The 22,316-nt window shown below is 53.2% G+C and carries 20 protein-coding genes; 16 read left to right on the forward strand and 4 right to left on the reverse strand.

Features of this window, described 5'->3' with window-relative positions; all coding sequences use genetic code 11:
* Nucleotides 1-16 precede the first annotated feature (16 nt).
* Nucleotides 17-1,663 carry a hypothetical protein gene (locus K7G70_RS05060; protein ID WP_223787525.1) on the reverse strand — a complete coding sequence of 549 codons (1,647 nt, stop codon included), beginning with the start codon at nucleotides 1,661-1,663 and terminating at the stop codon, nucleotides 17-19.
* A 228-nt stretch (nucleotides 1,664-1,891) separates the two neighbouring features.
* Here K7G70_RS05060 and K7G70_RS05065 point away from each other — a divergent pair, with 228 nt between their 5' ends.
* The 9 genes from K7G70_RS05065 (at nucleotide 1,892) to K7G70_RS05105 (ending at nucleotide 11,264) form a co-directional block, all read left to right on the forward strand.
* On the forward strand, nucleotides 1,892-2,206 hold the full coding sequence (locus tag K7G70_RS05065) for a hypothetical protein (RefSeq protein ID WP_223787526.1): 315 nt from the start codon (nucleotides 1,892-1,894) through the stop codon (nucleotides 2,204-2,206).
* Complete coding sequence (locus K7G70_RS05070) at nucleotides 2,203-2,562, forward strand: nuclear transport factor 2 family protein (RefSeq protein WP_223787527.1); 360 nt, start codon at nucleotides 2,203-2,205, stop codon at nucleotides 2,560-2,562. Before K7G70_RS05065 ends, K7G70_RS05070 begins: the two co-directional genes overlap by 4 nt.
* A 72-nt stretch (nucleotides 2,563-2,634) precedes the next feature.
* Complete coding sequence (locus K7G70_RS05075) at nucleotides 2,635-3,309, forward strand: glutathione S-transferase (RefSeq protein ID WP_223787528.1); 675 nt, start codon at nucleotides 2,635-2,637, stop codon at nucleotides 3,307-3,309.
* Nucleotides 3,310-3,403: 94 nt separating this feature from the next.
* Nucleotides 3,404-4,876: an anthranilate synthase component I gene (trpE, locus tag K7G70_RS05080; RefSeq protein ID WP_223787529.1), complete on the forward strand. Its 1,473-nt coding sequence runs from the start codon at nucleotides 3,404-3,406 to the stop codon at nucleotides 4,874-4,876.
* Nucleotides 4,877-5,095: 219 nt separating this feature from the next.
* Nucleotides 5,096-7,990, forward strand: a complete 2,895-nt coding sequence (locus K7G70_RS05085; RefSeq protein WP_223787530.1) for a TonB-dependent receptor domain-containing protein — start codon at nucleotides 5,096-5,098, stop codon at nucleotides 7,988-7,990.
* A 111-nt stretch (nucleotides 7,991-8,101) separates the two neighbouring features.
* On the forward strand, nucleotides 8,102-8,686 hold the full coding sequence (locus K7G70_RS05090) for an anthranilate synthase component II (protein ID WP_223787930.1): 585 nt from the start codon (nucleotides 8,102-8,104) through the stop codon (nucleotides 8,684-8,686).
* A gap of 18 nt (nucleotides 8,687-8,704) precedes the next feature.
* Nucleotides 8,705-9,745 carry an anthranilate phosphoribosyltransferase gene (trpD, locus tag K7G70_RS05095; RefSeq protein WP_223787531.1) on the forward strand — a complete coding sequence of 347 codons (1,041 nt, stop codon included), beginning with the start codon at nucleotides 8,705-8,707 and terminating at the stop codon, nucleotides 9,743-9,745.
* Nucleotides 9,742-10,575 (forward strand): indole-3-glycerol phosphate synthase TrpC, encoded by an 834-nt coding sequence (gene trpC / locus K7G70_RS05100; RefSeq protein ID WP_223787532.1) that lies wholly within the window; start codon nucleotides 9,742-9,744, stop codon nucleotides 10,573-10,575. The genes trpD and trpC overlap by 4 nt, the downstream gene beginning before the upstream one ends.
* Nucleotides 10,572-11,264 (forward strand): 5'-methylthioadenosine/adenosylhomocysteine nucleosidase, encoded by a 693-nt coding sequence (locus K7G70_RS05105; protein WP_223787533.1) that lies wholly within the window; start codon nucleotides 10,572-10,574, stop codon nucleotides 11,262-11,264. Before trpC ends, K7G70_RS05105 begins: the two co-directional genes overlap by 4 nt.
* A 64-nt stretch (nucleotides 11,265-11,328) precedes the next feature.
* Here the strand turns inward: K7G70_RS05105 and K7G70_RS05110 are convergent, their stop codons facing one another.
* Nucleotides 11,329-11,703, reverse strand: a complete 375-nt coding sequence (locus tag K7G70_RS05110) for a hypothetical protein (RefSeq protein ID WP_223787534.1) — start codon at nucleotides 11,701-11,703, stop codon at nucleotides 11,329-11,331.
* A 226-nt stretch (nucleotides 11,704-11,929) separates the two neighbouring features.
* Between K7G70_RS05110 and K7G70_RS05115 the strand changes: the two genes are divergently transcribed.
* Both K7G70_RS05115 and K7G70_RS05120 read left to right on the forward strand, forming a co-directional pair.
* A complete protein-coding gene (locus K7G70_RS05115) occupies nucleotides 11,930-13,138 on the forward strand; it encodes a YihY family inner membrane protein (protein ID WP_223787535.1) in 1,209 nt (402 codons plus the stop codon).
* Nucleotides 13,139-13,149: 11 nt separating this feature from the next.
* Entirely contained in the window at nucleotides 13,150-13,752 is a 603-nt protein-coding gene (locus K7G70_RS05120) for a TlpA family protein disulfide reductase (protein WP_223787536.1), read from the forward strand.
* A gap of 167 nt (nucleotides 13,753-13,919) precedes the next feature.
* On the opposite strand, the gene queG is transcribed toward K7G70_RS05120, so the two are convergent.
* A complete protein-coding gene (gene queG, locus K7G70_RS05125) occupies nucleotides 13,920-14,978 on the reverse strand; it encodes a tRNA epoxyqueuosine(34) reductase QueG (RefSeq protein ID WP_223787537.1) in 1,059 nt (352 codons plus the stop codon).
* A gap of 88 nt (nucleotides 14,979-15,066) precedes the next feature.
* Between queG and K7G70_RS05130 the strand changes: the two genes are divergently transcribed.
* From K7G70_RS05130 to K7G70_RS05145, 4 genes are all read left to right on the forward strand, one after another.
* Nucleotides 15,067-16,527 carry an NAD(P)H-hydrate dehydratase gene (locus K7G70_RS05130; RefSeq protein ID WP_223787538.1) on the forward strand — a complete coding sequence of 487 codons (1,461 nt, stop codon included), beginning with the start codon at nucleotides 15,067-15,069 and terminating at the stop codon, nucleotides 16,525-16,527.
* Nucleotides 16,524-16,943, forward strand: coding sequence for a tRNA (adenosine(37)-N6)-threonylcarbamoyltransferase complex ATPase subunit type 1 TsaE (gene tsaE, locus K7G70_RS05135; RefSeq protein WP_223787539.1), 420 nt, complete (start codon nucleotides 16,524-16,526; stop codon nucleotides 16,941-16,943). Before K7G70_RS05130 ends, tsaE begins: the two co-directional genes overlap by 4 nt.
* A gap of 86 nt (nucleotides 16,944-17,029) precedes the next feature.
* Entirely contained in the window at nucleotides 17,030-18,304 is a 1,275-nt protein-coding gene (locus K7G70_RS05140; RefSeq protein WP_223787540.1) for an N-acetylmuramoyl-L-alanine amidase, read from the forward strand.
* Nucleotides 18,305-18,330: 26 nt separating this feature from the next.
* A complete protein-coding gene (locus tag K7G70_RS05145; protein WP_223787541.1) occupies nucleotides 18,331-18,711 on the forward strand; it encodes a TonB-dependent receptor in 381 nt (126 codons plus the stop codon).
* Between the two features lie 5 nt (nucleotides 18,712-18,716).
* On the opposite strand, the gene K7G70_RS05150 is transcribed toward K7G70_RS05145, so the two are convergent.
* On the reverse strand, nucleotides 18,717-19,184 hold the full coding sequence (locus K7G70_RS05150) for a YciI family protein (RefSeq protein ID WP_223787542.1): 468 nt from the start codon (nucleotides 19,182-19,184) through the stop codon (nucleotides 18,717-18,719).
* Between the two features lie 341 nt (nucleotides 19,185-19,525).
* Here K7G70_RS05150 and K7G70_RS05155 point away from each other — a divergent pair, with 341 nt between their 5' ends.
* Nucleotides 19,526-22,270 carry a M16 family metallopeptidase gene (locus K7G70_RS05155; RefSeq protein WP_223787543.1) on the forward strand — a complete coding sequence of 915 codons (2,745 nt, stop codon included), beginning with the start codon at nucleotides 19,526-19,528 and terminating at the stop codon, nucleotides 22,268-22,270.
* Nucleotides 22,271-22,316: the final 46 nt, after the last annotated feature.

Genomic DNA, 22,316 nt, shown 5'->3' on the forward strand with positions numbered 1-22,316 from the left:
GTGCACCCAAGCTGTATCAATCGTCTGATAAGGGACTGGCATTCAACACGCCCCACACGAAATCGGTGCGGGCGGTGTTGAGGGTGACGGTGCCGGGTTGGAAAAACACGGCGGCTTCCGGGGCACCGTTGGTGACTTTGTTGATCCCATCCAGTGACAGGTTCATGGTGCCGCCGACGGTGTTGCCATTGGGCCCTTGGGCATTGGCGCCGGCTTGCACGTGACAGCTCATGCACGATGCGGTGTTGACAAATCCCCCTTCGGTGACCGAGGCGCCCATGTGCACCGGGGTGCCGTCGTTGTTATAAAAAGTGGTCTGGGTGCCTTTCAGGCGGTAGCTCTGCCAGGCCGCACTGTTGACTTTGGGCATGGGGTTTTGCTCGGTGACGTGGGTCACCGGACCTTGGCCCACCCCCATGGCTTTGAACAAATCGGCCAACTGTTCGGTCATGTCAGCTGATGGGTATTTTTCATTGCGCACAAACAGGTTGTCGCCCAGTTCGATGGTGGTTTGTTTCGGTGGAATGTAATGGCTCATGACGGCTTGTTGGCTGCCATCAGGCATGTTGACCTCAACCGAATATTGAAAGCCGTAACTGTCGTTACAACCGATGTAATCACAACGCCCAATGTTGTCGACGTGTTCGAAAGCATACCAGTGCCAGTTGGGCAGGGCTTTGGAAGCGCCGGTGACCGCCACCAAGTAATGGGTTTTCAATTCACCGCTTTCTGGGTTTTTGATCATCATGGTGATGTAAGGGTGCTCGGCATTGTTGGGCGGGGTGCTTGGGTCATTGTCGTGGTCTGAAATGTATCCCAGGATTGTCATCACTTCCTCGGAAATGAAATCCACTTTGAACATGATCGCGCTTTGCGGATAGCTGACTCCTTGACCACTGGGCCGTTGGGGGGCTTGTTGTTGGGCTTGAAATTGTTCACGCTTATACAGGTCGATCAGGCCGTTGGTGTGGTACAGGTCTTGGGTGACGCTGTAATTAAAAAACGGTAGGTTATGGTAGACGATTTCTGCCTCGGTGTCTCTGGCAATGCGCGAAACGTCGTCATCCAGATGCCTGGCCTGGCTGGCAATGTGCGGCGACAATTCATGCTCGTCGGCAAACACCGTGAGTTGAATGCCACCCATGGATTCCGGATACAAAGGGCAGTGGCTGTTGCCACCGCTGGCGTTACCGCGGTAGTTGGTTTTGCCGGTTTTGGGGTTCAGTTCGCAGCAGTCACTGTCTTTGGCATCGGCACAATAGGCTTTCGGTTTGGCCACCCAAATCTGTTGGTCGGTGGCCCAGTTTTGCCAAAATTCTGCGGTCACTGCGTTCATGAATTGGGTCCAGGCAAAGGCGTCCGGACAGGCCATGGCCGGGTTTTGGATGCCTTCGAAATGCATTTTTTTGCGGCTGACTTGCAAGGCGTCCTGACAATTGGCCGCATCACGGACGTGGCTTTTGAAGTACATGGCTTGGTCAATGCCGGTGGGCGATTGGTCGGCAAAGCCAGCTGAGACCCACAGCATCAGGACCATGGGCCACCAGCAGCCCATGAGCCGGCGTCTACCGGGCGGTCTTTTGGTGGTGTGCATCAGGTGTGATGGATGTATTGGATTGGATGTTGTGGTGCCTGCACAGGCGGTGGTTTGAACTTGGTTCATGATTTCCCCTCTTATTTGTTTTTTCGAAAACATGGGATGCACGTTATGCGCAACCCACTTCGCATATTTATTATACATAGAAGTCTAATGAAATAGACATTCTTTCTGCAGATCATGGCAACCGCCGGCGTGTCATCAACAATGGTCTTGGTGGCAACACCGCAAATACCAATTGAGTCCGGCCCCACAAAATGACACAATGATTTCATCGAATCGGGTTCATGAGCCATGCAAGTGAAAGTCAAGATTGAACGCAATCAAGTGGTCATCAGCACCGCCAAGCAGTCTCGTACCTTCAAAGCCAGTCAATCGTATTCGTATCCACGCCTGGTGGTGGGTGATTTCAAAGCGGCCGAACAATGCGTCAGAGATGGCGCAAAAGCCATGGGTCTGGTTGGTTTTTTTAAGGGCAAGCACCATGTGCGGGTGGAAGTGCACGACTATTTTGGTGATGGCATCATGCCCGTGGAGCGGCAATTATATCGAGAATTGGTGGGCTGTTTGCGGATCGAAAAATTTGAATTGGAGGTGTTGCGCGGATGATGGCAGATGACGACATCAACCCACAGGTCAGGCGTTGGCTGGCCTGTTGGCAAAACGGCCGACTGGATGAGTTGCCGATTGCCGATGATTTTCAGCACACCAGCCCCTTTGGTACCATCGCAGACAAAGCCAGGTACCTGTCGATCGTGGGCAAAAACCAGGCTGATTTTTTGGACAACACATTCACGGTATTGGTGCAGTTACAACAAGGTGATTGCGTGTGTGTGCAATTCGAACAAAACAACCACAGCACCGGACTGCAAATGGTGGTGTGTGAGTGGTACCAATTGCAAGACGGGCTGATTCAATCCATCCAGTCCTTTTACAATGTGGGTGATGCCGAAATCAAAGGTTGACCCACCCCCTGATTCACGGCAGTCAACAGCCTGACAATGCTAAGATGTTGGTTTTCATTGTCGAAGACCATCATGATCACTGTCCACCACCTGAATAACTCCCGTTCGCAACGCATTTTGTGGTTGTTGGAAGAACTGGGGGTGCCGTATGAAATTGAATTTTATCAACGCGATGCCGACACCCAGCTGGCCCCGGAGTCGCTGAATAAAATCCACCCACTGGGAAAATCTCCAGTGGTCACCGATGGCGATGCGGTGTTGGCCGAGTCGGGGGCGATCATTGACCATTTGGGACATGCTTATGGCGATGGGCAATGGGTGCCGCGCCGCAACAGCAAAAAATACCGCCCCTATATGTACTGGTTGCATTATGCCGAAGGCTCCTTGATGTCACCCTTGTTGTTGAAACTGGTGTTTGATAAGGTCAAAACCAGCCCCATGCCGTTTTTTGTAAAACCGATTGCCAAAGCCATTGCCAACAAAGTGATGGATGGATTTGTCACACCCAACATCAAGAAACATTTCCAATATGTGGAAGACCACTTGGCCCAGCATGCTTATTTTGCCGGCGAGGCCATCACCGGGGCCGACATCCAAATGTCATTCCCGCTGGAGGCCAGCGTGGCGCGGGGCATTTTGAACGAGCAATCCCATCCGCACATCGTGCGCTTTGTGCAGGCTTTTCAGGCCCGTCCGGCTTACCAACGGGCACTGGAAAAGGGTGGGGACTACGATTATTCTGACTGATCGACGTTTGCCTGCCTGCTGGGGGTTTGCAGCGGCTGTCGCACGCGGTATGATAGCGCCTCCGGTAAGCAGATAAAACACCCACCCAGTCAGCATGAAACAAGAACAGTTCCAGCAATTGGCCGCACAAGGCCACAACCGCATTCCCTTGTATCGCTGCGTGTCAGCGGATTTGGACACCCCTTTGAGTGCCTGGCTGAAGCTGGCCAATGGCAAACACACGTTCCTCTTGGAATCGGTGGAAGGCGGGGCACAATGGGGGCGCTATTCAATCATTGGTTTGTCAGCCAACTTCCGCTTTGAGGTGCATGGCCGGCGCTTTCGTGAGTATGCTTATGACACCTTGGTGGATGAGTACGAAGTCGATGATGTGCTGCAACAAGTGGAAGTGATCAAGGCCCGCTATCAAGTGCCCGAAATCGACGAATTGCCAGCCTTCAATGGCGGTCTGGTTGGGTATTTCGGTTACGAAATCATCGAACAAATCGAAGCCAAGCTCAAAGGCCTGGCACCCGAAGACCGTTTGCACATCCCTGACATTCACATGATGTTGGCCGAAGACATCGCGGTGTTTGACAACCTGGCTGGCAAGGTCTGGTTGATCGTGCATGTGGACCCCAGTGAGGATCTGGCTTATGAAAAAGGCAGTAAGCGTTTACAGGACCTGACCCACCGCCTGCGTTCGGGTACCACCGGTTATGCCGAAATGATCAACCCCAACAGCATCAACACCACTGATTTTAAAACCGGTTTCACCCGTGAAGAATTCGATGTTGCCATTGATCGCTGCAAAGCCTACATTGAATCTGGTGACATCATGCAAGTGGTGTTGTCACAACGGATTTCCACCCAATTCAATGCCCGCCCACTGGATGTGTATCGGGCTTTGCGGGCCTCCAACCCCAGCCCATACATGTATTTCATGGATTTCGGTGGCTACCAAGTGGTCGGATCTTCGCCCGAAGTACTGGTGCGCCGCATGGGCGATGAAGTGACCCTGCGTCCGATTGCCGGCACCCGGCCGCGGGGCATAACCCCGGCAGAAGACCGCGCCCTGGAACAGGACTTGTTGAATGATCCCAAGGAAATTGCCGAACATTTGATGTTGATTGACCTGGGTCGCAATGACGTTGGTCGCATCGCCCAGATCGGTTCGGTGGTGCTGCAAGACAAGATGATCATCGAGCATTACTCCCATGTGATGCACATCGTGTCGGAGATTCGCGGTCAGTTACAAGCCGGGAAATCCAACGCCGACATCATCAAAGCGGTGTTTCCCGCCGGCACCTTGTCCGGTGCGGCCAAAGTGCGGGCCATGGAAGTGATCGCCGAGTTGGAAAAAGTCAAACGCAATGTGTATGCCGGTGCCGTGGGTTATTGGGGCTGGCATGGCGATATGGACATGGCCATCGCCATCCGCACCGCGGTGATCAAAGACCAAGAGCTGCATGTGCAGGCCGGTGCCGGCATTGTGGCTGACAGCACCGCAGATAATGAATGGCAGGAAATCATGAACAAATCCAAAGCGGTGTTCCGCGCCGTGGAGCAAGCCACCCGCGGTTTGTGAACCCGTGCTGTCTGGCGGGTGAAAGGGATGGCGCCTCAAGCTGTTTACGTCTGAAAGCTTTCGTGCATTAAATTAGTCCATTTATGCATTGTAATCATGGTCGCTATCACCTATATTTGTTGCGCTCACTGCCTGTTGTGCAGGCTTGGCGTTGGTCAAATGAATGTGGGTGAATAAACAAAAATAAATCAATCAATCAAGCAACTCAGAGGGTTTAAAATGAAAAATCAATTCAAGCGCACCAAGCTTGCGTCTGCTCTGTGTATCGGATTATCAACGGCCTTGGCACCATCCATGGTGCTGGCCCAAGCTGACGATTCCGTTGAGGAATTGGGCAAGGTACAAGTCACCGGTTCACGCATTCGCCAATCACAAATCGAGGGCATCGAGCCCACCCAAACCATCACCCGTGAGGACATCGACCGTTCCGGTTTGACTTCTGTGGGTGACATCCTGCAACAGTTGACTCAATCCGGTTCAGCCATCAACACCCGTTTCAACTCCAGTGGTAACTTCGGTTTTCCATCCAATGGTGGCGGTATTGGCGCTGGTTCAACCCGGGTTGACATGCGCCATTTGGACAGCAGCCGGGTGCTGGTGTTGGTGGATGGCTTGCGCTGGGTGGCCGGCAGTTCAGCCTCTGGGGTCAGTAATGCGGTGGACATGAACACCATTCCGGTGGGCATCATTGAGCGCATTGACATTTTGAAAGACGGCGCCTCATCCATTTACGGTGCCGACGCCATTGCTGGCGTGGTGAACATCATCACCAAAGACGCCATGCAAGGCGGGCAGGCCCGGTTGTATGCCGGGGCGTTTGATGAAGGTGACGGAGAAACCGGCAGCTTTGATCTGACCTTTGGCACGCAAACCGACAAAATTGACATGATCTTCAATGTTGGCTACACCGACCAACAAGAAGTGTCGGCCGCCGACCGGGTGTTGTCAGCGGTACCCAAACCCTTTACTGGCGTTACGCGCGGCAGTTCGGGTACACCCCAAGGCCGGTTTTTGTTGACCGATGCCTTGGGCAACCAAATCAACTGCACCATCAATGATGGTGTGACTGGCATGCCGTTTTATGATGCCAACTCGCCATGCAGCGGTGATGATTTCCATCCATTCACCGATGATGATCGTTTCAACTACGCCCAATTCAATTATTATGTGACCCCATCCAAGCGGTCCAACATATTTGGTAAGGTGGATGTGGAATTGACCGACAACATCTCTTGGCACATCAAAGGGGTGTACAACAACCGCAAATCAACCAACCAGGCGGCGCCAGAGCCGATCTTCATTGGTCCATTTGCCGGTGCCGGTGCGATTGCTGACAACATCATCATTGACGCCACCAACCCCTACAACCCATTCGGCATCAACTTGTTTGAAGACGGCTTTGGTTTCATCGGTCGCCGACCATTGGAAGCCGGCCCACGGATCTTCAATCAAGACGTCGACACGTTCTACTTCTCCACCGGTTTGGAAGGTTCATTCAATGCGGCTGATCGCACCTGGTATTGGGATGTGAATGGTTTGTATGGTAAGAACCAAGCGTCACAACGCAAAACGGGGGCCTTGAACATCGCCCGCATCGCCACGGCGTTGGGACCTTTGAGCGAGTGTGAAAACACCCCAGGCTGTGTGCCATTGAACCTGTTCGGTGGTCAAGGCAGTGGCGGTGGTTCCATCACGCCTGAAATGTTGAACTACATCTCATTCATCCAACAAGACAGCTCCGAGCAAGAATTGACCGATTTCACCGCCAACATTTCTGGTGACTTGGTTGAATTGCCTGCCGGTCCCTTGTCGGTGGCCGTCGGTTATGAGTACCGCAAGAAGTCGGGTTTCTTCCAACCCGATCCCATCGTGGTGGCCGGTGAAAGTAATGGCGTTCCTGCCAGCCCAACCGCTGGTGAGTTCAGCGTCGATGAATTGTATGCTGAATTCTTGATTCCGGTGTTGGCCGATCGTCCGGGTGCCGAATTGTTGGACTTCTCAGTGGCATTCCGCAGCTCCGATTACAGCACTTCGGGTTCTGACACCACCGGTAAAGTGGGCTTCAAGTACATGCCGACTGAAAACCTGATGTTCCGTGGCACCTTCGCCGAAGGTTTGCGGGCACCATCGATCGGTGAGTTGTTCGGCACCCAAGCGCGATTTGATGCGCAGTTGAACGACCCTTGTAACTCCGATGCCAACGGTGTGATCCCGGCTTTGCCAGGCTGTGCCGGCATCCCGGCCGGATACCAACAAGCCAATCCGCAGATCTCCACCGTGACCGGGGGTAACCCAAACCTGTCACCAGAAGAAGCCGAAACCCTGACTTTGGGTGTGGTTTACTCGCCAGAGTGGGCCGATGACACCAGCTGGTCTTCCAGCCTGGACTTTGAGGTGACTTATTACGACATCGAAGTGGAAGGTGCGATTCAAGCGGTGGATGCGCAATTCATCTTGAACCGCTGTGCACAGGATCCGAGCTATGTGTTGTGTTCTTCATTCAACCGTGACAGCTTCGGTAACATCCAAAACTTCAGCACGCAGCTGACCAACATCGGTGGCATCGAAACCAACGGTGTGGATGTCAACATGACTTGGACATCGCCGCAGTTTGACTGGGGTTTTGTGCAAGCCACCTGGAACAACTCATTCGTCAATCAATTCGACGAGCTGAACCCGGCTGACACCCCATCTGGTTTTGCCCCCCGTGATTTGGATGGCATAGAAACCAATGACTCGGGCATTCCCAACTGGAATTCCAACCTGTACACCACGTTCAATGTGCGGGACTGGAAATTCATCTGGGGCACCCGTCACGTCGGTGGCTTGCAAGAAGCCTGTAGTGACTTCTTGGACGGCTCACCCAATGGCTTGGCTGAGTTGGGTCTGTGTTCAGATCCGGCCAACCGTTTGAACCGTTTGGGCAGCACCACCTATCATGATCTGCAAGTGATCTTCCCTGAGTGGAATCGGGTGCAATTGGAGGCTGGCATCAACAACGTCACCGACAAACGCCCACCCACCTGTTTCAGTTGTTCTCTGAATGGCTATGACCCATCCACCTATGATGGCGAAGGTCAATTTGGCTACGTTCGGGCCACGATTGATTTTTGATCTGGTTCGCACACAGCGAAAGCTTGAAAAAAACGGCCTCATTGAGGCCGTTTTTTCGTTTCACCCCCTGGTTTTTTTCGTTACAATGCCCTTTTTGACCGGATGCAACAGATGTTGTTGATGCTTGATAACTACGATTCGTTTACCTACAACCTGGTGCAATACTTTGGTGAGTTGAATTGCGAGGTTCAGGTTTACCGCAATGACGAGATCACAGTGGCCGAAGCCCTGGCCTTGAAACCCGATCACGTGGTGATTTCACCGGGTCCAAGGAATCCGGACAAAGCCGGCATCTCCATGGAATTGATCGAAGCCTGTGCTGGCAACATCCCGTTGTTGGGGGTGTGTTTGGGGCACCAATCGATTGGCCAGGTGTTCGGTGGCCAAGTGATCGCGGCCAAAACCATTATGCACGGAAAAATATCGGCGGTGCACCACCACAGCAACGACGTATTCAGTGGCTTGGCTGCCCCGTTCAATGCCACCCGCTACCATTCTTTGGTGGTAGACCGCGACAGCTTGCCTGATTGTCTGGAGATCACCGCCTGGACCGAGACGCCCGATGGCCAATTCGATGAAATCATGGGTTTCAGGCACAAAGAATACGCCATTTCCGGGGTGCAATTTCATCCCGAAAGTATTTTGACCGAACACGGCCATCAGATGCTGCAAAACTTTTTGACCCAAACCCGCTGACCCAACCGAGGACTGACCATGTTCAAAACACCGATTCAAACTGCCCTGGACTTACTGGGTGAGAGAAAACCATTGCGCACCGGTCAAATGACCGCTGTGATGAATCAAATCATGGATGGTGCCGCCACCCCAGCCCAAATCGGTGGTTTGTTGATGGCCCTGAAGCTCAATGGTGAATCGGTGCGGTTGATCACTGAAGCGGCCACGGTGATGCGCGAACGGGCACTGAAAGTTGAGGTCAGTCCAGAACACTTGATTGACACCTGTGGCACCGGTGGTGATGGGGTGGGGATTTTCAATGTGTCCACCGCGGTGGCGTTCATTGCCGCCGCGGCTGGCTGTCGGGTGGCCAAGCACGGCAACCGCTCGGTCTCTTCGTCGACGGGCTCGGCCGATGTGTTGGAAGCGGCGGGCATGAACTTGAACCTGACGCCCGAGCAAGTGGCCGCTTGTATCGACCGCTTCAACATTGGCTTTTTGTTCGCGCCGGCTCACCACGGTGCCACCAAACATGCGGTGGGGCCGCGCAAAGAGTTGGCCGTGCGCACCATGTTCAATTTATTGGGACCCTTGACCAACCCCGCCGATACACCGTTTCAGGTGATGGGCATCTTTGCCAAGCAATGGGTGCGCACCGCCGCCGAAGTGCTCAAAGAGTTGGGCTCGAAACACGTCATGGTGTTGCATTCAGATGACGGCATGGATGAAATATCATTGGCCGCACCCACCCATGTGGCCGAACTCAAAGCAGGCGAAGTCAACGAATACACCATTCAACCCGAAGATTTTGGCATCCAACAGCAAGCCATTGATGACTTGGTGGTGGCCGATGCCGACCAAAGTTTGGCTTTGATCCAACAGGCTTTGACCGGCCAATCGGGGCCGGCTGCCGACATCCTGGCGCTGAATGCCGGGGCCGCCATTTACGTGGCAGGCAAGGCCGATGACATGGCCGGCGGGGTGACCCAAGCCCAAGCCATCATACAATCGGGCACCGCATGGGACTTGCTGCAAGCGCTGGCCGTGCATACCCAATCGCTGCAGGCAGGTGACGCATGAGTGCCGCCCAGTCCGCCGCCAAAGGCAATGTGTTGGATCGCATCGTGGCCACCAAACGAGAGGAAGTGGCCGCCGGCAAACAACAACAAACTTTGGCTGATTTGGCCGCCTTGATCGCCCAGCAAGAACCCCCGCGCGGTTTTGCACAGGCCCTGGAAAGCCGCTTGCAATCGGGTCAAATGGCGGTCATTGCCGAAGCCAAAAAGGCCTCGCCTTCCAAGGGCGTGATTCGTGCCGACTTTGATCCGGTGGCCATCGCCCGATCATATCAGCGGGGTGGTGCCGCATGTTTATCGGTGTTGACCGATGAACAGTACTTCCAGGGCCACGATGATTATTTGCGGGCGGTCAAACAAGCGGTGTCGTTACCGATCCTGCGCAAAGATTTCATGATTGACCCCTGGCAGATTCACCAGTCACGGGCGATGGGGGCCGATTGTGTGCTGCTGATTGTGGCTTGTTTGGATGATGACACCTTGCACGAACTGTATCAGCTGGCATTGGAGTTGGGCATGGATGTGTTGATGGAGGTGCATGACGAGGCTGAATTGCAACGGGCCATGCAAACCCAATGCCGTTTGTTGGGCATCAACAACCGCAACCTCAAGACTTTCGACACCAGTTTGGAAACCAGTGCCCGCTTGCGGCAGATCATCGGGCAAACAGCCAATTTCCCCCACACCGTGATCAGTGAAAGCGGCATCCACACCTCGGTCGATGTGCAGTTCCTGCAAGGGCATGACATCGGGGCGTTTTTGATTGGTGAGTCCTTGATGCGGCATGCCGACCCTGGTGACGGTTTGAAACGCTTACTGTCAGATCAAGCATGAGCCGCATTGGCATCATCGGGGCCATGCACCCCGAATGCGAGTTCCTGCGGACGCAATTGACCGCGACACAACACAGCCAATACTTGAACATCAAAATTTGTCACGGTCAATGGGCCGGCCATGCCGTGTGTTTATTGGAGTCTGGCATTGGTAAAGTCAACGCCACTCTGGCGGCCGAATGGTTGGCCCGAGAGTTTGCCCCCGATTTGGTGATCAACACCGGTTCAGCCGGTGGCATCAGACCGGGTGCTCAGGTCGGTGACTTTGTGTTTGCTGATCGGGTCTGCCACCATGACATTGACATCAGTCCCATTGGATTTGCCTTTGGTGAATTGCCCGAGTTGCCGGTGTATTATCCTGTGCCTGAGCGCTGGTTGGCTTTGTTGGTCCAGGTGGCCGATGCCTTGCACGAAAACCACCATGTGGGGACCATTGCCACCGGCGAATCATTCATTTATCACGGCGACCAAGTGAGCACCATCCAACACCGCTTCGATCAGGTGTTGGCGTGTGAAATGGAAGCCGCTGCCGTGGCCCAGGTGTGCCACTTGCATGGCTTGGATTTTTTATTGATCAGGAATCTGTCTGATGTGGCCGGTGCGGCGGCACCAGAGAATTTCACCCAATTCATTGAACAAGCTGGGCGCAAGTCGACCGAGTTGGTGTTGGCCTTGATCGAAGCCATCTAGGGCGTGTTAACGGGCCCAAGTGAGCGCCCTTGATTTGGCGCAGTCAAGCTGCGCTGGCAAACAATCAGTTCAAATTAGACAATTCGAACAATTCTTTGTAGCGTTCCACGTAATAAATGTCTCGCAGCGGCTCGGCACCTTGTACCCGTTGCTGGCAATAACCATTTCGGGTACAGCGCCAACGTTCTTGAGTGCCCGATACCAGGGTCAAATCAAACAGGTAATCGAAACTCAAATCGGCCTGCACATCATCGACGTCTTGTCGGTTGTAAAACATGGCCGCGATTTCTTTCAGTTGTTCCGGGTCTTCGGTGTCCAGCACCGTGGTGAAGCGTTCGTCAAAGGCTTTGAAGTGGGTGAGTTCGGGGTGGCTTTCGCCACAGGCGCTGAGCAGCAGCGTGGCGGTTACCAAGGTGAGGGTGGTTCGATTTTTTTTCATGGCAATACCTTTGCAGTCACGTTACTTACACTGAAAGGTCTTTGAAACACACACTGAAGGTCATTAGGTGATGTGTTCTCAAGCCCCCCAGCTAACACACACAATTAATATAGCACAATTGCCTGGCGAACACAATTGAACGTTTCTGTACCACAATGAATTCCATAGACTCACAGCATTTTTCTCTCAACTTGTAACTTGGTGGGAGATGAAAGACAATAGCGGCATGAACCGAGTGACCAAATTTGGCCTGAATTTCAAGAACTTTGCCACCGAAGTGGCCCGGCGTTATCGCGATGACGAAACTTCGCAAGCCGCCAGCTCTCTGGCCTACACCGCTTTGTTGTCGCTGGTGCCATTCATGTCGGTGTTGATCACGGTTTTTTCTGCCATGCCGCTGTTTGAAGAGGCGTCCCAACAACTGCAAGATTTCATCTTTCAAAACTTCGTACCAACCACCGGTGAGGTGGTGCAAAGTTACCTGCTGGGCTTTGTTGAGAAGGCCCGGGGTTTAACTGTGACCATGTTCCTGGCGGTGTTCATCACATCGTTGTTGATGATGCACACCATGGAAAAAGCTTTGAACCGGATTTTTGACACCCGTTCGACCACCCGCTTCACCCGCAAGCTAATGATGTATTGGGCGGTGCTGACCATGGGGCCGTTGTTGGTGGGTGGTGGCATGGCCTTGTCATCCTTGGTGTTTGAATACGCCGCCTTGGCCAGCGTCAAAGGGTTGTTGGTGGAATTCTTACCGGTGCTGTCAGCCGCGGTGGCTTTTTTCTTGATTTATTTGGTGGTACCCAACCGCAAGATCAAATGGAAGCACGCGATGATCGGCGCCTTGTTCGCCGCGATCTGTTTTGAGTTGGCCAAGCAGGGCTTCAAACTGTATGTTTCCTCGATTCCCAGTTACCAACAAGTCTACGGCGCCCTGGCCACCGTGCCCTTGTTTTTGATTTGGATGTTTTTATCTTGGAACATCATCTTACTGGGAGGCACCATCACCGCCACTTTGGAGACATCGCGGTGGCGGCTCAGGGTACAGCAATACCAAACCGACCAACGGTTGTTGTTGGTGCTGGATGTGCTGAGTCAATTGAAGCAGGCCAGCCAGCAAGGTCAAACCGTCAGCCATCAAGCCATCAGTGACCGCTATTCTTTTGTGCCTGATGATGAGCTGAGCGCGCAAATGGCCTGGCTACAAACGCACCAATACATCACCGTCGACCACCAGGGCGATTACCTGCTGCAACACGACACACAAACCGTCACATTTCGACAACTTTATGGCACCGGAGGGTTTAAAATACCGGTCCAAGCGAGCCAACACTTGGCCCATTACCAACCCTTGCTGGATCGATATTGGCAACCGGCCGAGGGCCTGTTGAACGAAACTTTGGAACAAATCATTGCCGACCATTCAATCACATGAAAGACACCAACATGAAACCATTGACCCACACTTTAATCATTGTCATGCTCACCACCCTGCTGTTCGGTTGTTCCGAACCGGCCGCCGAGGCCCCTGCCGCAGCACCCCATGCCAACACCACCGCTGAACCGGTGGGCACCAAGCCACCTGCGGCTGACTCTGAAGCTGATACCACGGCTGACTCCACGGCCGATGCCGTGGCCAATGACGGCATCAATGGCCCCTTGTCCTTCACCTTGACAAACCTCGATGGTGAAGACGTCAAGGCCGAAGATTACCGCGGTCAATGGTTGGTGTTGAACTACTGGGCCACCTGGTGCGCCCCTTGTCGCGATGAAATGCCCGAACTGGTGCAATTCCAAGCCGAGCATGACAATGTCCAGGTGTTGGGCATTGCTTATGAAGACGCTGAAGTCGAGAAGTTGAAAAACTTCGCGGCTGACTTCAATGTGAATTATCCCTTGTTGACCATCGATGTCTACAACCCACCGGCCTTCGCCGAAGAAGGCGGCCTCGGTCTGCCCACCACCATAGTTTACAACCCTGAGGGCATGCGCCACAAAAAACACATGGGTCCGATTGATGCCAAGGGGTTGGTGGAAATGTTGGAGTGAAGTTCGGTTAATCCAGTTAACTGAAGATCATTGCGAGGCGGCTGAGCTGGCGGGTCAATCTCGTGTATGTAGGGCAGATCTCAAGTTTGAAATCAACTGTCCATGATGAGATTCTTCGACAGCACTGCGTTTCGCTCAGAATGACGATTTTCCTGTTTGTAGAATCATCACCGACTGTCATGACTCCCTAACTCTGCCAGCGCCCACTCAATGTGTTCTTTGACCATGGGTGAAGCCGTGAGTAACTTGGCTTGCAAAGCCTGAATGGTGGCTGCATCAGGCTCGGCGTTGCCCAAGGCCACGGCGATGTTGCGTTGCCAGGCGTCATAGCCAATGCGGCGGATGGGGGAGCCTTCGGTGTTACTGAGGAATTCGCGTTCGGTCCATTGAAACAGGGCCAACAATTCAATGTCATCCATTCCATGGCGGGGGGCAAAGTCGGCCACTTGGGTGTCTTGGGTGAACTTGTTCCAGGGGCAGACCACCTGACAATCATCACAGCCGTAGATGCGGTTCCCCATGGCTTTCCTGAATTCCTCGGGAATGGGCCCTTGGTTTTCTATGGTCAGGTAGGAAATGCAGCGGCGGGCATCGACCTGAAACGGGGCGACGATGGCTTCGGTGGGGCAGTCTTGCAAGCACTGGGTGCAAGAGCCACAGTGGAAAGTGGCCGCTGGGTCCGGGGGTAGGGGCAAGTCGGTGTAAATTTCACCCAAGAAAAAGTAGGAGCCGGTGTTTTTGTTCAGCAAGTTGCTGTGTTTGCCGATCCAACCCAAGCCGGCTTTTTCGGCGATGGCTTTTTCCATCACCGGTGCCGAGTCGGTGAACACGCGGTGACCAAAGGGGCCGATGGCCTCGCTGATTTGTTCGGTCAGCTTTTTCAATTTTGCCCGCAGCACCTTGTGGTAATCGCGGCCCAGGGCATAGCGCGAAATGGCCGCTTTGTGGGGTTGTTCGGTGAGTTGTTGGTACGGTGTGAGTCCGGTGTCCATGTAGTCGAGGCGCACCGAGATGATGCTCACAGTACCCGGCACCAGCTGATCTGGCTGGTAGCGTTTGCTGCCATGGCGGTGCATGTAGTCCATGGCGCCATGGTATTGCTGTTCCAGCCAGTGATTGAGGTGTTCGCCGGCGGCTGACAGGTCGATGTCCGACACCCCCATTTGTTGGAATCCCAAAGCCAAGGCCCAAGACTGGATGTCTGATTTCAGGGTTTGATAATCCATGTTTTGCTGACCATGTTTTGTTTGCTTGGGTTCACTGGTAAAATGGTGCCGGAATGGCACCATTATAAACCACCAGGACCAACCCAGCATGACCCCTTTGTACAGCAACGACAAAACCCAAACCATCGACCAACTGGCGGCCCAGGCGCTCGGAGTCAACTCCTTTGAGTTGATGCAGCGGGCCGCAGCGGCGGTGTATGCCCATCTGACCACCTGCAAACGGTTGTTGGTGTTCACCGGTCCAGGCAACAACGGCGGTGATGGCTGGGTGATCGCGGAAATGGCCCGGCAGCAAGGTCAGGCGGTGTTATTGGTGGCCATGCGACCCCCGGCTGAATTGGCTGGTGATGCCCGCTTGGCGGCTGAACATTACCAGGGTGAGCACATCACCTTTGAAGCCTTCCAAAAGGGCGTGAATTTCCCCCATGACGTGTTGGTGGATGCGGTGTTTGGCACCGGGCTGAATCAAGCGGTGCGCGGGGCCTATCAAGCAGTCATCAACTGGATCAATCAACAAAGCCAACCGGTGTTGGCGGTGGACATCCCCAGTGGCTTGAACGGCACCACCGGACAGATCGAAGGGGTGGCGGTGCAAGCCGATCACACGGTGTCGATTTTGGCCCGCAACACCGGCTTGTATACCCTGGATGGCAAAGCTTGCTGTGGCACCATCCATTTCGCCGATTTGGCGGTCGCGCCTGCCGCCTTGTCGAGCGTGCCGGTCAGCGCTGAATTGTTGCCAGCACATGTGTTGCAACAAGTGGTCCAGCGCCGGCCAGCGAACAGCCACAAAGGCCATTTTGGCCATGTGCTGGTGGCCGGCGGTCAAGCCGGCATGCTTGGTGCGGTGTTGTTGGCTGGGCAGGCGGTGCTGCGATCCGGTGCTGGCTTGTGCACCGTGGTCACCGATCCCGAGCATGCCAACTGGATCCCCTTGCAGACACCAGAGTTGATGTCGCAGGCATTTGACGGCACCGACGGTGAAGGTGCGTTTTGGTCTTTGCTGGAACGCAAACCACCGCAGGTGCTGTTGCTGGGCATGGGTTTGGGCTTATCCCAATGGTCCAAGCAGGTGTATCAGATGGTCACCCGCAGTGAGGTGCCATTGGTGGTCGATGCCGATGGTTTGACCTTATTGGCAGCGGCGGCCCGGGTGCCAGAGCATTTGGCGGTGATCACCCCGCATCCGAAAGAAGCGGCGGTGTTGTTGGGCTCAACCGTGGCTGAAGTGCAAGCCGATCGCTGGCAAGCGGTTCAGGCCTTGGCCGAGCGCTACCAATGCGTGGCGGTGCTCAAAGGCTCAGGCAGTTTGATCTGCGATGGGCAGACCACTTGGTGTTGTCCATTTGGCAATGCCAACCTCGCCACGGCCGGATCCGGCGATGTGCTTGGTGGCTTGGTGGCGGGCTTGCTGGCGCAAGGGCATGCGCCGGCACCAGCGGCCTGCTTGGCGGTGACCTGGCATGCTTTGGCTGGAGAGCGTTCGGCGCAGGGCTTGTGTCTGACGGCCTCAGACTTATTGGCTGAATTGCATCGGGTGCTGCCATGAAGGAAACCATTGACATCACCGACCTGTCTGATCTGCAGCGTTTTGCCAAGCGTTTTGCCGGTATGGTCCAAGCCGGTGATTTGGTTTTTTTGCGGGGCGACCTGGGCGCAGGCAAAACCACTTTCACACAAATGTTGCTCAAAGCGGCCGGTGTGACCGATCCGGTGAAAAGCCCCACTTACACCTTGTATGAAACCTATGTCACAACCGATCTGGCTTTTGTGCACATGGATTTGTATCGGTTGAGTGATCCGGAAGAATTGTATTTTTTGGGTTTGGAGGATTTGGTTGATGGGCGCCACATTTTGTTGGTGGAGTGGCCTGACAAAGGCCGGGGTGTGCTGCAACCACCAGACTGGGTGCTGGAACTGACCATGACTGGCGCTAACAGAACTTTAACATTAACATCAAAATAGTAGCCTATCTTGTTGATTTTGTGTCATAATACTTGATATTGATCGTGCAGATACATAAAATTGCAGCCAATTGTATGCGTCATATCATGAAAAAAACCGTCTTCACATTGTTATTTTTGCTGTTCAGTGGCACGGTATCGGCCACCAACATCGAAGGCATGCGTGTGTGGACCGGTCCTGAGCACACCCGGGCGGTGTTTGACCTCAGTGGCGATGCCGACTACAAATTATTTGAATTGCAAAACCCACCGCGTGTGGTGATTGATTTGAATGACGCCAAGCTGACTTCCAGTTTGACCATCAAGAACAACAAAGACATCAAAAAAGTCCGGTTCAACTCAGAAAACGACAAAGTGCGCATTGTGTTGGACTTACATGATTCTCTGAAATCCAAAAGTTTTCTGTTAAAACCCGCGGGTAAATACGGTCATCGGCTGGTGGTGGATCTGAACCGCGACGTCAAACCGCAAGCCAAAACCGTAGAAACTGTGACCCAACCCAACCGCGATGTGATCGTGGCCATTGATGCCGGTCACGGGGGTGAAGACCCCGGTGCCATCGGGGCCGCTGGTACCTATGAAAAAAATGTGGTGCTGAATATCGCCAAGGAATTGGCCAAGAAAATCGATGCCAAACCTGGCATGAAAGCCTTGATCATACGCACCGGTGATTATTACATCAAACACCGCAAACGCTTTGAAAAAGCCCGGGATCACGGCGCTGATTTGTTTGTTTCGATCCACGCCGATGCCTTTCACAGCCGCAAAGTCAATGGAGCCAGTGTCTACATCCTGTCACAACGTGGGGCTTCTTCAGAAGCGGCCAAGTGGTTGGCTGAATCCGAAAACAAATCCGACCAAATTGGTGGGGTGGTGATCGAGGACAAGCAAGACATGTTGTCCAAAGTCTTATATGACTTGTCACAAAACGCCGCCTTAGAAGAGTCGCACAAAGCAGCGAAGTCAGTCCATGCCTCGATGAAAAGTGTGGTCAAGTTACATGGCCAGGGTTTTGGCCAGGCCAATTTTTTGGTGTTGAAATCGCCCGATGTCCCTTCCATGTTGGTGGAAACGGGTTACATCAGCAACCCCGGTGATGAAAAGAAATTGAAAGATCCCAAACACGTCGATAAGTTGACCCGGCAAATCGCTGAGGGCATCCGCAATTACTTTTACCAAAGCCCGCCACCCAATACCTGGATTGCCGCCCAAGCCAAGGGCAAAAAACACATCGTTCAATCTGGTGACACGCTGACCGACATAGCCAGCAAACACGGTGTGACTTTGGCCGCGATCAAATCCATCAACAACAAAACCACCAACAAATTGATGGTGGGTGAGGTGTTGTACCTGCCCAATTAAGGGCCATCTGATTTCAGGGGGGAATCATGAGTCGTTATTTATTACTGCTGTCCTTTGGCTTCGCCACCTTCGGCTTGGTGCTGGGTATTTACATGGGCATCAGCCAAAACCATGCACAACTGGTGGCCCATGCCCATTTGCTGTTGGTGGGTTTTTTGATGAGCTTTGTGTATGCCTTGTGTCACCGTTTGTGGTTGGGTGATTTGATCACCCGCCTGGCGAAAATTCAAATGGTGTTGCATGTGCTGTCTGCCTTGGTTTTGACGGCTGGCTTATTCATGCTATATGGACAAATATTCCCAGGTCACGTGATCGGGCCGGTATTGGGCATCGCCAGCATCGGCGTTTTCTTGGCCTTTTTGATGATGTTTTGGCTGTTGCTCAAACACCCCCAAGCTCGTCAGTGATCCATTCAGAAAGATTTTCTGGCCAGTTTTTTGCTGAGTACATTGACCTGCATCAAGGCGGCTGAGCCATACCAAGGAATCAACTCCATCACCAAACTGCCAGCTTGGATCGCAGGATCGGTTTCGGTCAGCGCTTTGGCTTCCTCAACGGTGCCCACCGCAAACACATAAATGCCTTTCAGCCCACTGTCATTGTCACCGTAGGGGCCTGCCAGCACCAATTGGCCGGCCTCGGCCAAGCGTTTGATGTTGGCCATGTGGGCGGCCTGCAATTGGCGGGCTTGTTCCGGGTCGTCTGGCCGCTTGGGCCCGGCTTTCAATAACGCCATCACATACATTTTCATGCCATAGTCATCGGCGCCCAATTCAGTGGCCAATGCCTCGTCATATTCAGGTGGTAATGGCGGCAGGGCATCGGCGGCCCACACCGCAAATCCGGTCATGAGTGCCATCATCATCAACAAAATTCGCATATCGGTTACTCGGTTTTGTGAGCCAGTCAGCATATCACAGTCGCGGGGTCTGTTAAAACCAACTGAATGACCACAGGCCCTGAACTGCCAAGCCATGACTTTAGTCAGGTGTTTGTGACCTGAATATGCGTTAAAGTGAGCCAGCTGATCGGGCCGTGTGGAATTTTCACGCGTTTCGCATGTCTCTGTGAGTAGCATGATCACGGAGCCAGACAGGAGAACTGACTGGAAAACATGCCATCAGTCAAGGCTGATCACCCACACCATCGCTTGAGACCCTTACTTCAGGTCAATGGTTGGCAACGGTCTTGATCCATTGAAACATCATTGAGAGGAGTATTATGTTGATTAAATCATCCAGTAAGTGGCTGCTGTTGTTGTCACTGTTGGCCATGGGCCAGGCTTTTGCCAAGTTACCCAAAGGCATTGAGAAAGTGACATCGGTCGAGGGCATCACCGAATACCGATTGGACAATGGCTTACAAGTCTTGTTGTTCCCAGATCAGTCACAAGAAACCCAAACCGTTAACATCACCTACCACGTGGGCTCAAAACACGAAAACTACGGTGAAACAGGCATGGCCCACTTGTTGGAACATTTGGTGTTCAAAGGCACCCCCAAACACCCCAACATCACCAAAGAGTTGACCGATCGCGGCGCCGAACCCAATGGCACCACCTGGACCGACCGCACCAACTACTTTGAAACCTTTGCCGCTTCTGATGACAATTTGGAATGGGCCTTGGAGTTGGAAGCCGATCGCATGATCAATTCCTTCATCGCCAAAGAAGATTTGGACTCTGAAATGACGGTGGTCAGAAATGAATTGGAAAACGGCGACAACAACCCGATACGCGTGTTGTTACAGCGCATGGGCTCAGTGGCCATGGACTGGCACAACTACGGCAAGAGCACCATTGGTGCCCGCTCTGATTTAGAAAACGTCGACATCAGTAACCTGCAAGCGTTTTATAAAAAATATTACCAACCCGACAACGCCACTTTGATTGTGGCCGGTAAAATTGATGAAGCCAAAACCTTGGGTTTGATCAAAAAACATTTTGCCCCGATTCCCAAGCCCAAGCGGGTGTTGCGTGAGCTGTACACCGAAGAACCCATCCAGGATGGCGAGCGCATGGTCACCGTCAGACGGGCGGGTGATGTGCAAGTGGTGGCCACCATGTACAAAGCACCGGCTGGATCCGATGAAAACTACCCAGCCTTGAATGTGCTGTCACAAATCATGGCCCACCCCACCAGTGGTCGACTGCATGAGAACGTGGTGAAAAAAGAATTGGCCGCCAACTCATTTGGTTTTAACTTTCAGTGGGCAGAGCCCGGGGTGGCCAATTTCATGATGCAAGTGGCCAAAGACAAAGACATCGACGCGGCCAAAATGGCCATGTTGGCGACGCTGGAAGGGGTCAAAGACAGCCCCATTACCGAAGACGAGGTCAAACAGGCCAAAGCCAACTTGATCAAACAATTTGAGTTGTCTTTCAATTCTTCAGAGCGCATTGCACTGGCTTTGAGCGAGTGGGTTGGTATGGGTGACTGGCGTTTGATGTTCCTCAACCGCGACCGCACCGAAGCCGTCACCACCGAACAGGTACAAGCCGCCGCCGAAGAGTATCTGGTCAATGACAACCGCACCCTGGGCTTGTTCATTCCAGAAAATGACTTTGATCGCGCCGACTCCATCAAACGCTATACATTGGCCGAAATCAAAGCCAAAGTCGAAGGCTACGAAGGCCGTGAAATGGTGGCCCAAGGGGAAGATTTTGACCCTTCCTTTGATAACATCGACGCCCGCACTGCTTATGTGGACTTAGACAATGAAGCCAAAATGGTGCATGTGCGCAAAGAAACCCGTGGCGACTCGGTGGTGATGAACATTCGCCTGGATTTGGGTAATGAGGAAGCCCTGTTTAACCAATCGGTGGTGGGTCGTTTGGCCGCCAACATGTTGGACCGTGGTACCGAAAACCACAGCCGCACCGAGTTGAAAGCCAAATTCGATGAGTTGAAAGCCAATGTCGGCGTTTCGGGCAGTGCCCGCGGTGCCAGCATCAGCGTACGCACCACCCATGAAAACCTGCCTGCCGTGATCAATGTGCTGGACGAGGTGTTGAAAAAACCGGCATTCGATGCCGAAGAGCTGGAGGTGTTGAAACAGGAGTTGGTGGTTTCATTGGAGCAACAAAAACAACAACCCACCACCCAAGTGTTCCGCCAGTTGGGGCAACACCTGGACCCTTATGAGCCAGGTCATCCCCGCTACCAAATGGACATCGATGATGAAATTGAGGCCATCAAAGCCACCACTGCTGACCAAGTCAAAGCCTTCCATAAACGCTTTTATGGCGGTCAAAATGCCGATGTGAGTGTGGTGGGCGACTTCGACGTCAATGCGGTCTCTGACAGCGTCAAAAAGGTGCTCAATGGTTGGAGCAGTGACGTCGAGTATCAGCGGGTACCCGCGGCCTATTCAGCGGTGGATTCAATCAATAAATTTGTCGACACCCCCGACAAATCAGGCGCCGCCTTTGGGGCCATGATGAGATTGCCCATTGGTGATGACCATCCGGATTATCCGGCCTTGGTGATGGCCAACCAAATGTTTGGTGGTGGTTTCATCAGCAGCCGTCTGGCCAACCGCTTGCGTCAACAAGATGGTTTGAGTTATGGCGCCGGTTCATTCTTCAACGCATCGTCTTTCGATGAGTTGGCCACTTTTGGGGCTTATGCGATCTGTGCACCAGAAAACCTGGAGCGGGTTGAAATCGGTTTCAAAGAGGAATTGCAAAAAGTTCTGGATGAAGGTTTCACCCAACAGGAACTGGATGATGCCCGCAATGGGGTGTTGCAAAACAACCGCATTGACCGCGCCAAAGATGACCGATTGGCCCGAGAACTGGCCGGTTTCATTGATTTGGATCGCACCCAACAATGGAACAAAAAATATGAAGAGGCGATCCAAGACCTGACCATCTTGCAGGTCAACATGGCGTTCAATAAGTACGTCAGTGCCGACAGCTTCTCCATCATCAAAGCCGGAGATGCGAAAAAAATGGTCGCTGAATAAGCATCATCACAAGCAAGCAAAAAGCCGGGTCCTTGGATTCGGCTTT

This window comes from Marinicella meishanensis, assembly GCF_019931145.1.
Classification (GTDB): domain Bacteria; phylum Pseudomonadota; class Gammaproteobacteria; order Xanthomonadales; family Marinicellaceae; genus Marinicella; species Marinicella meishanensis.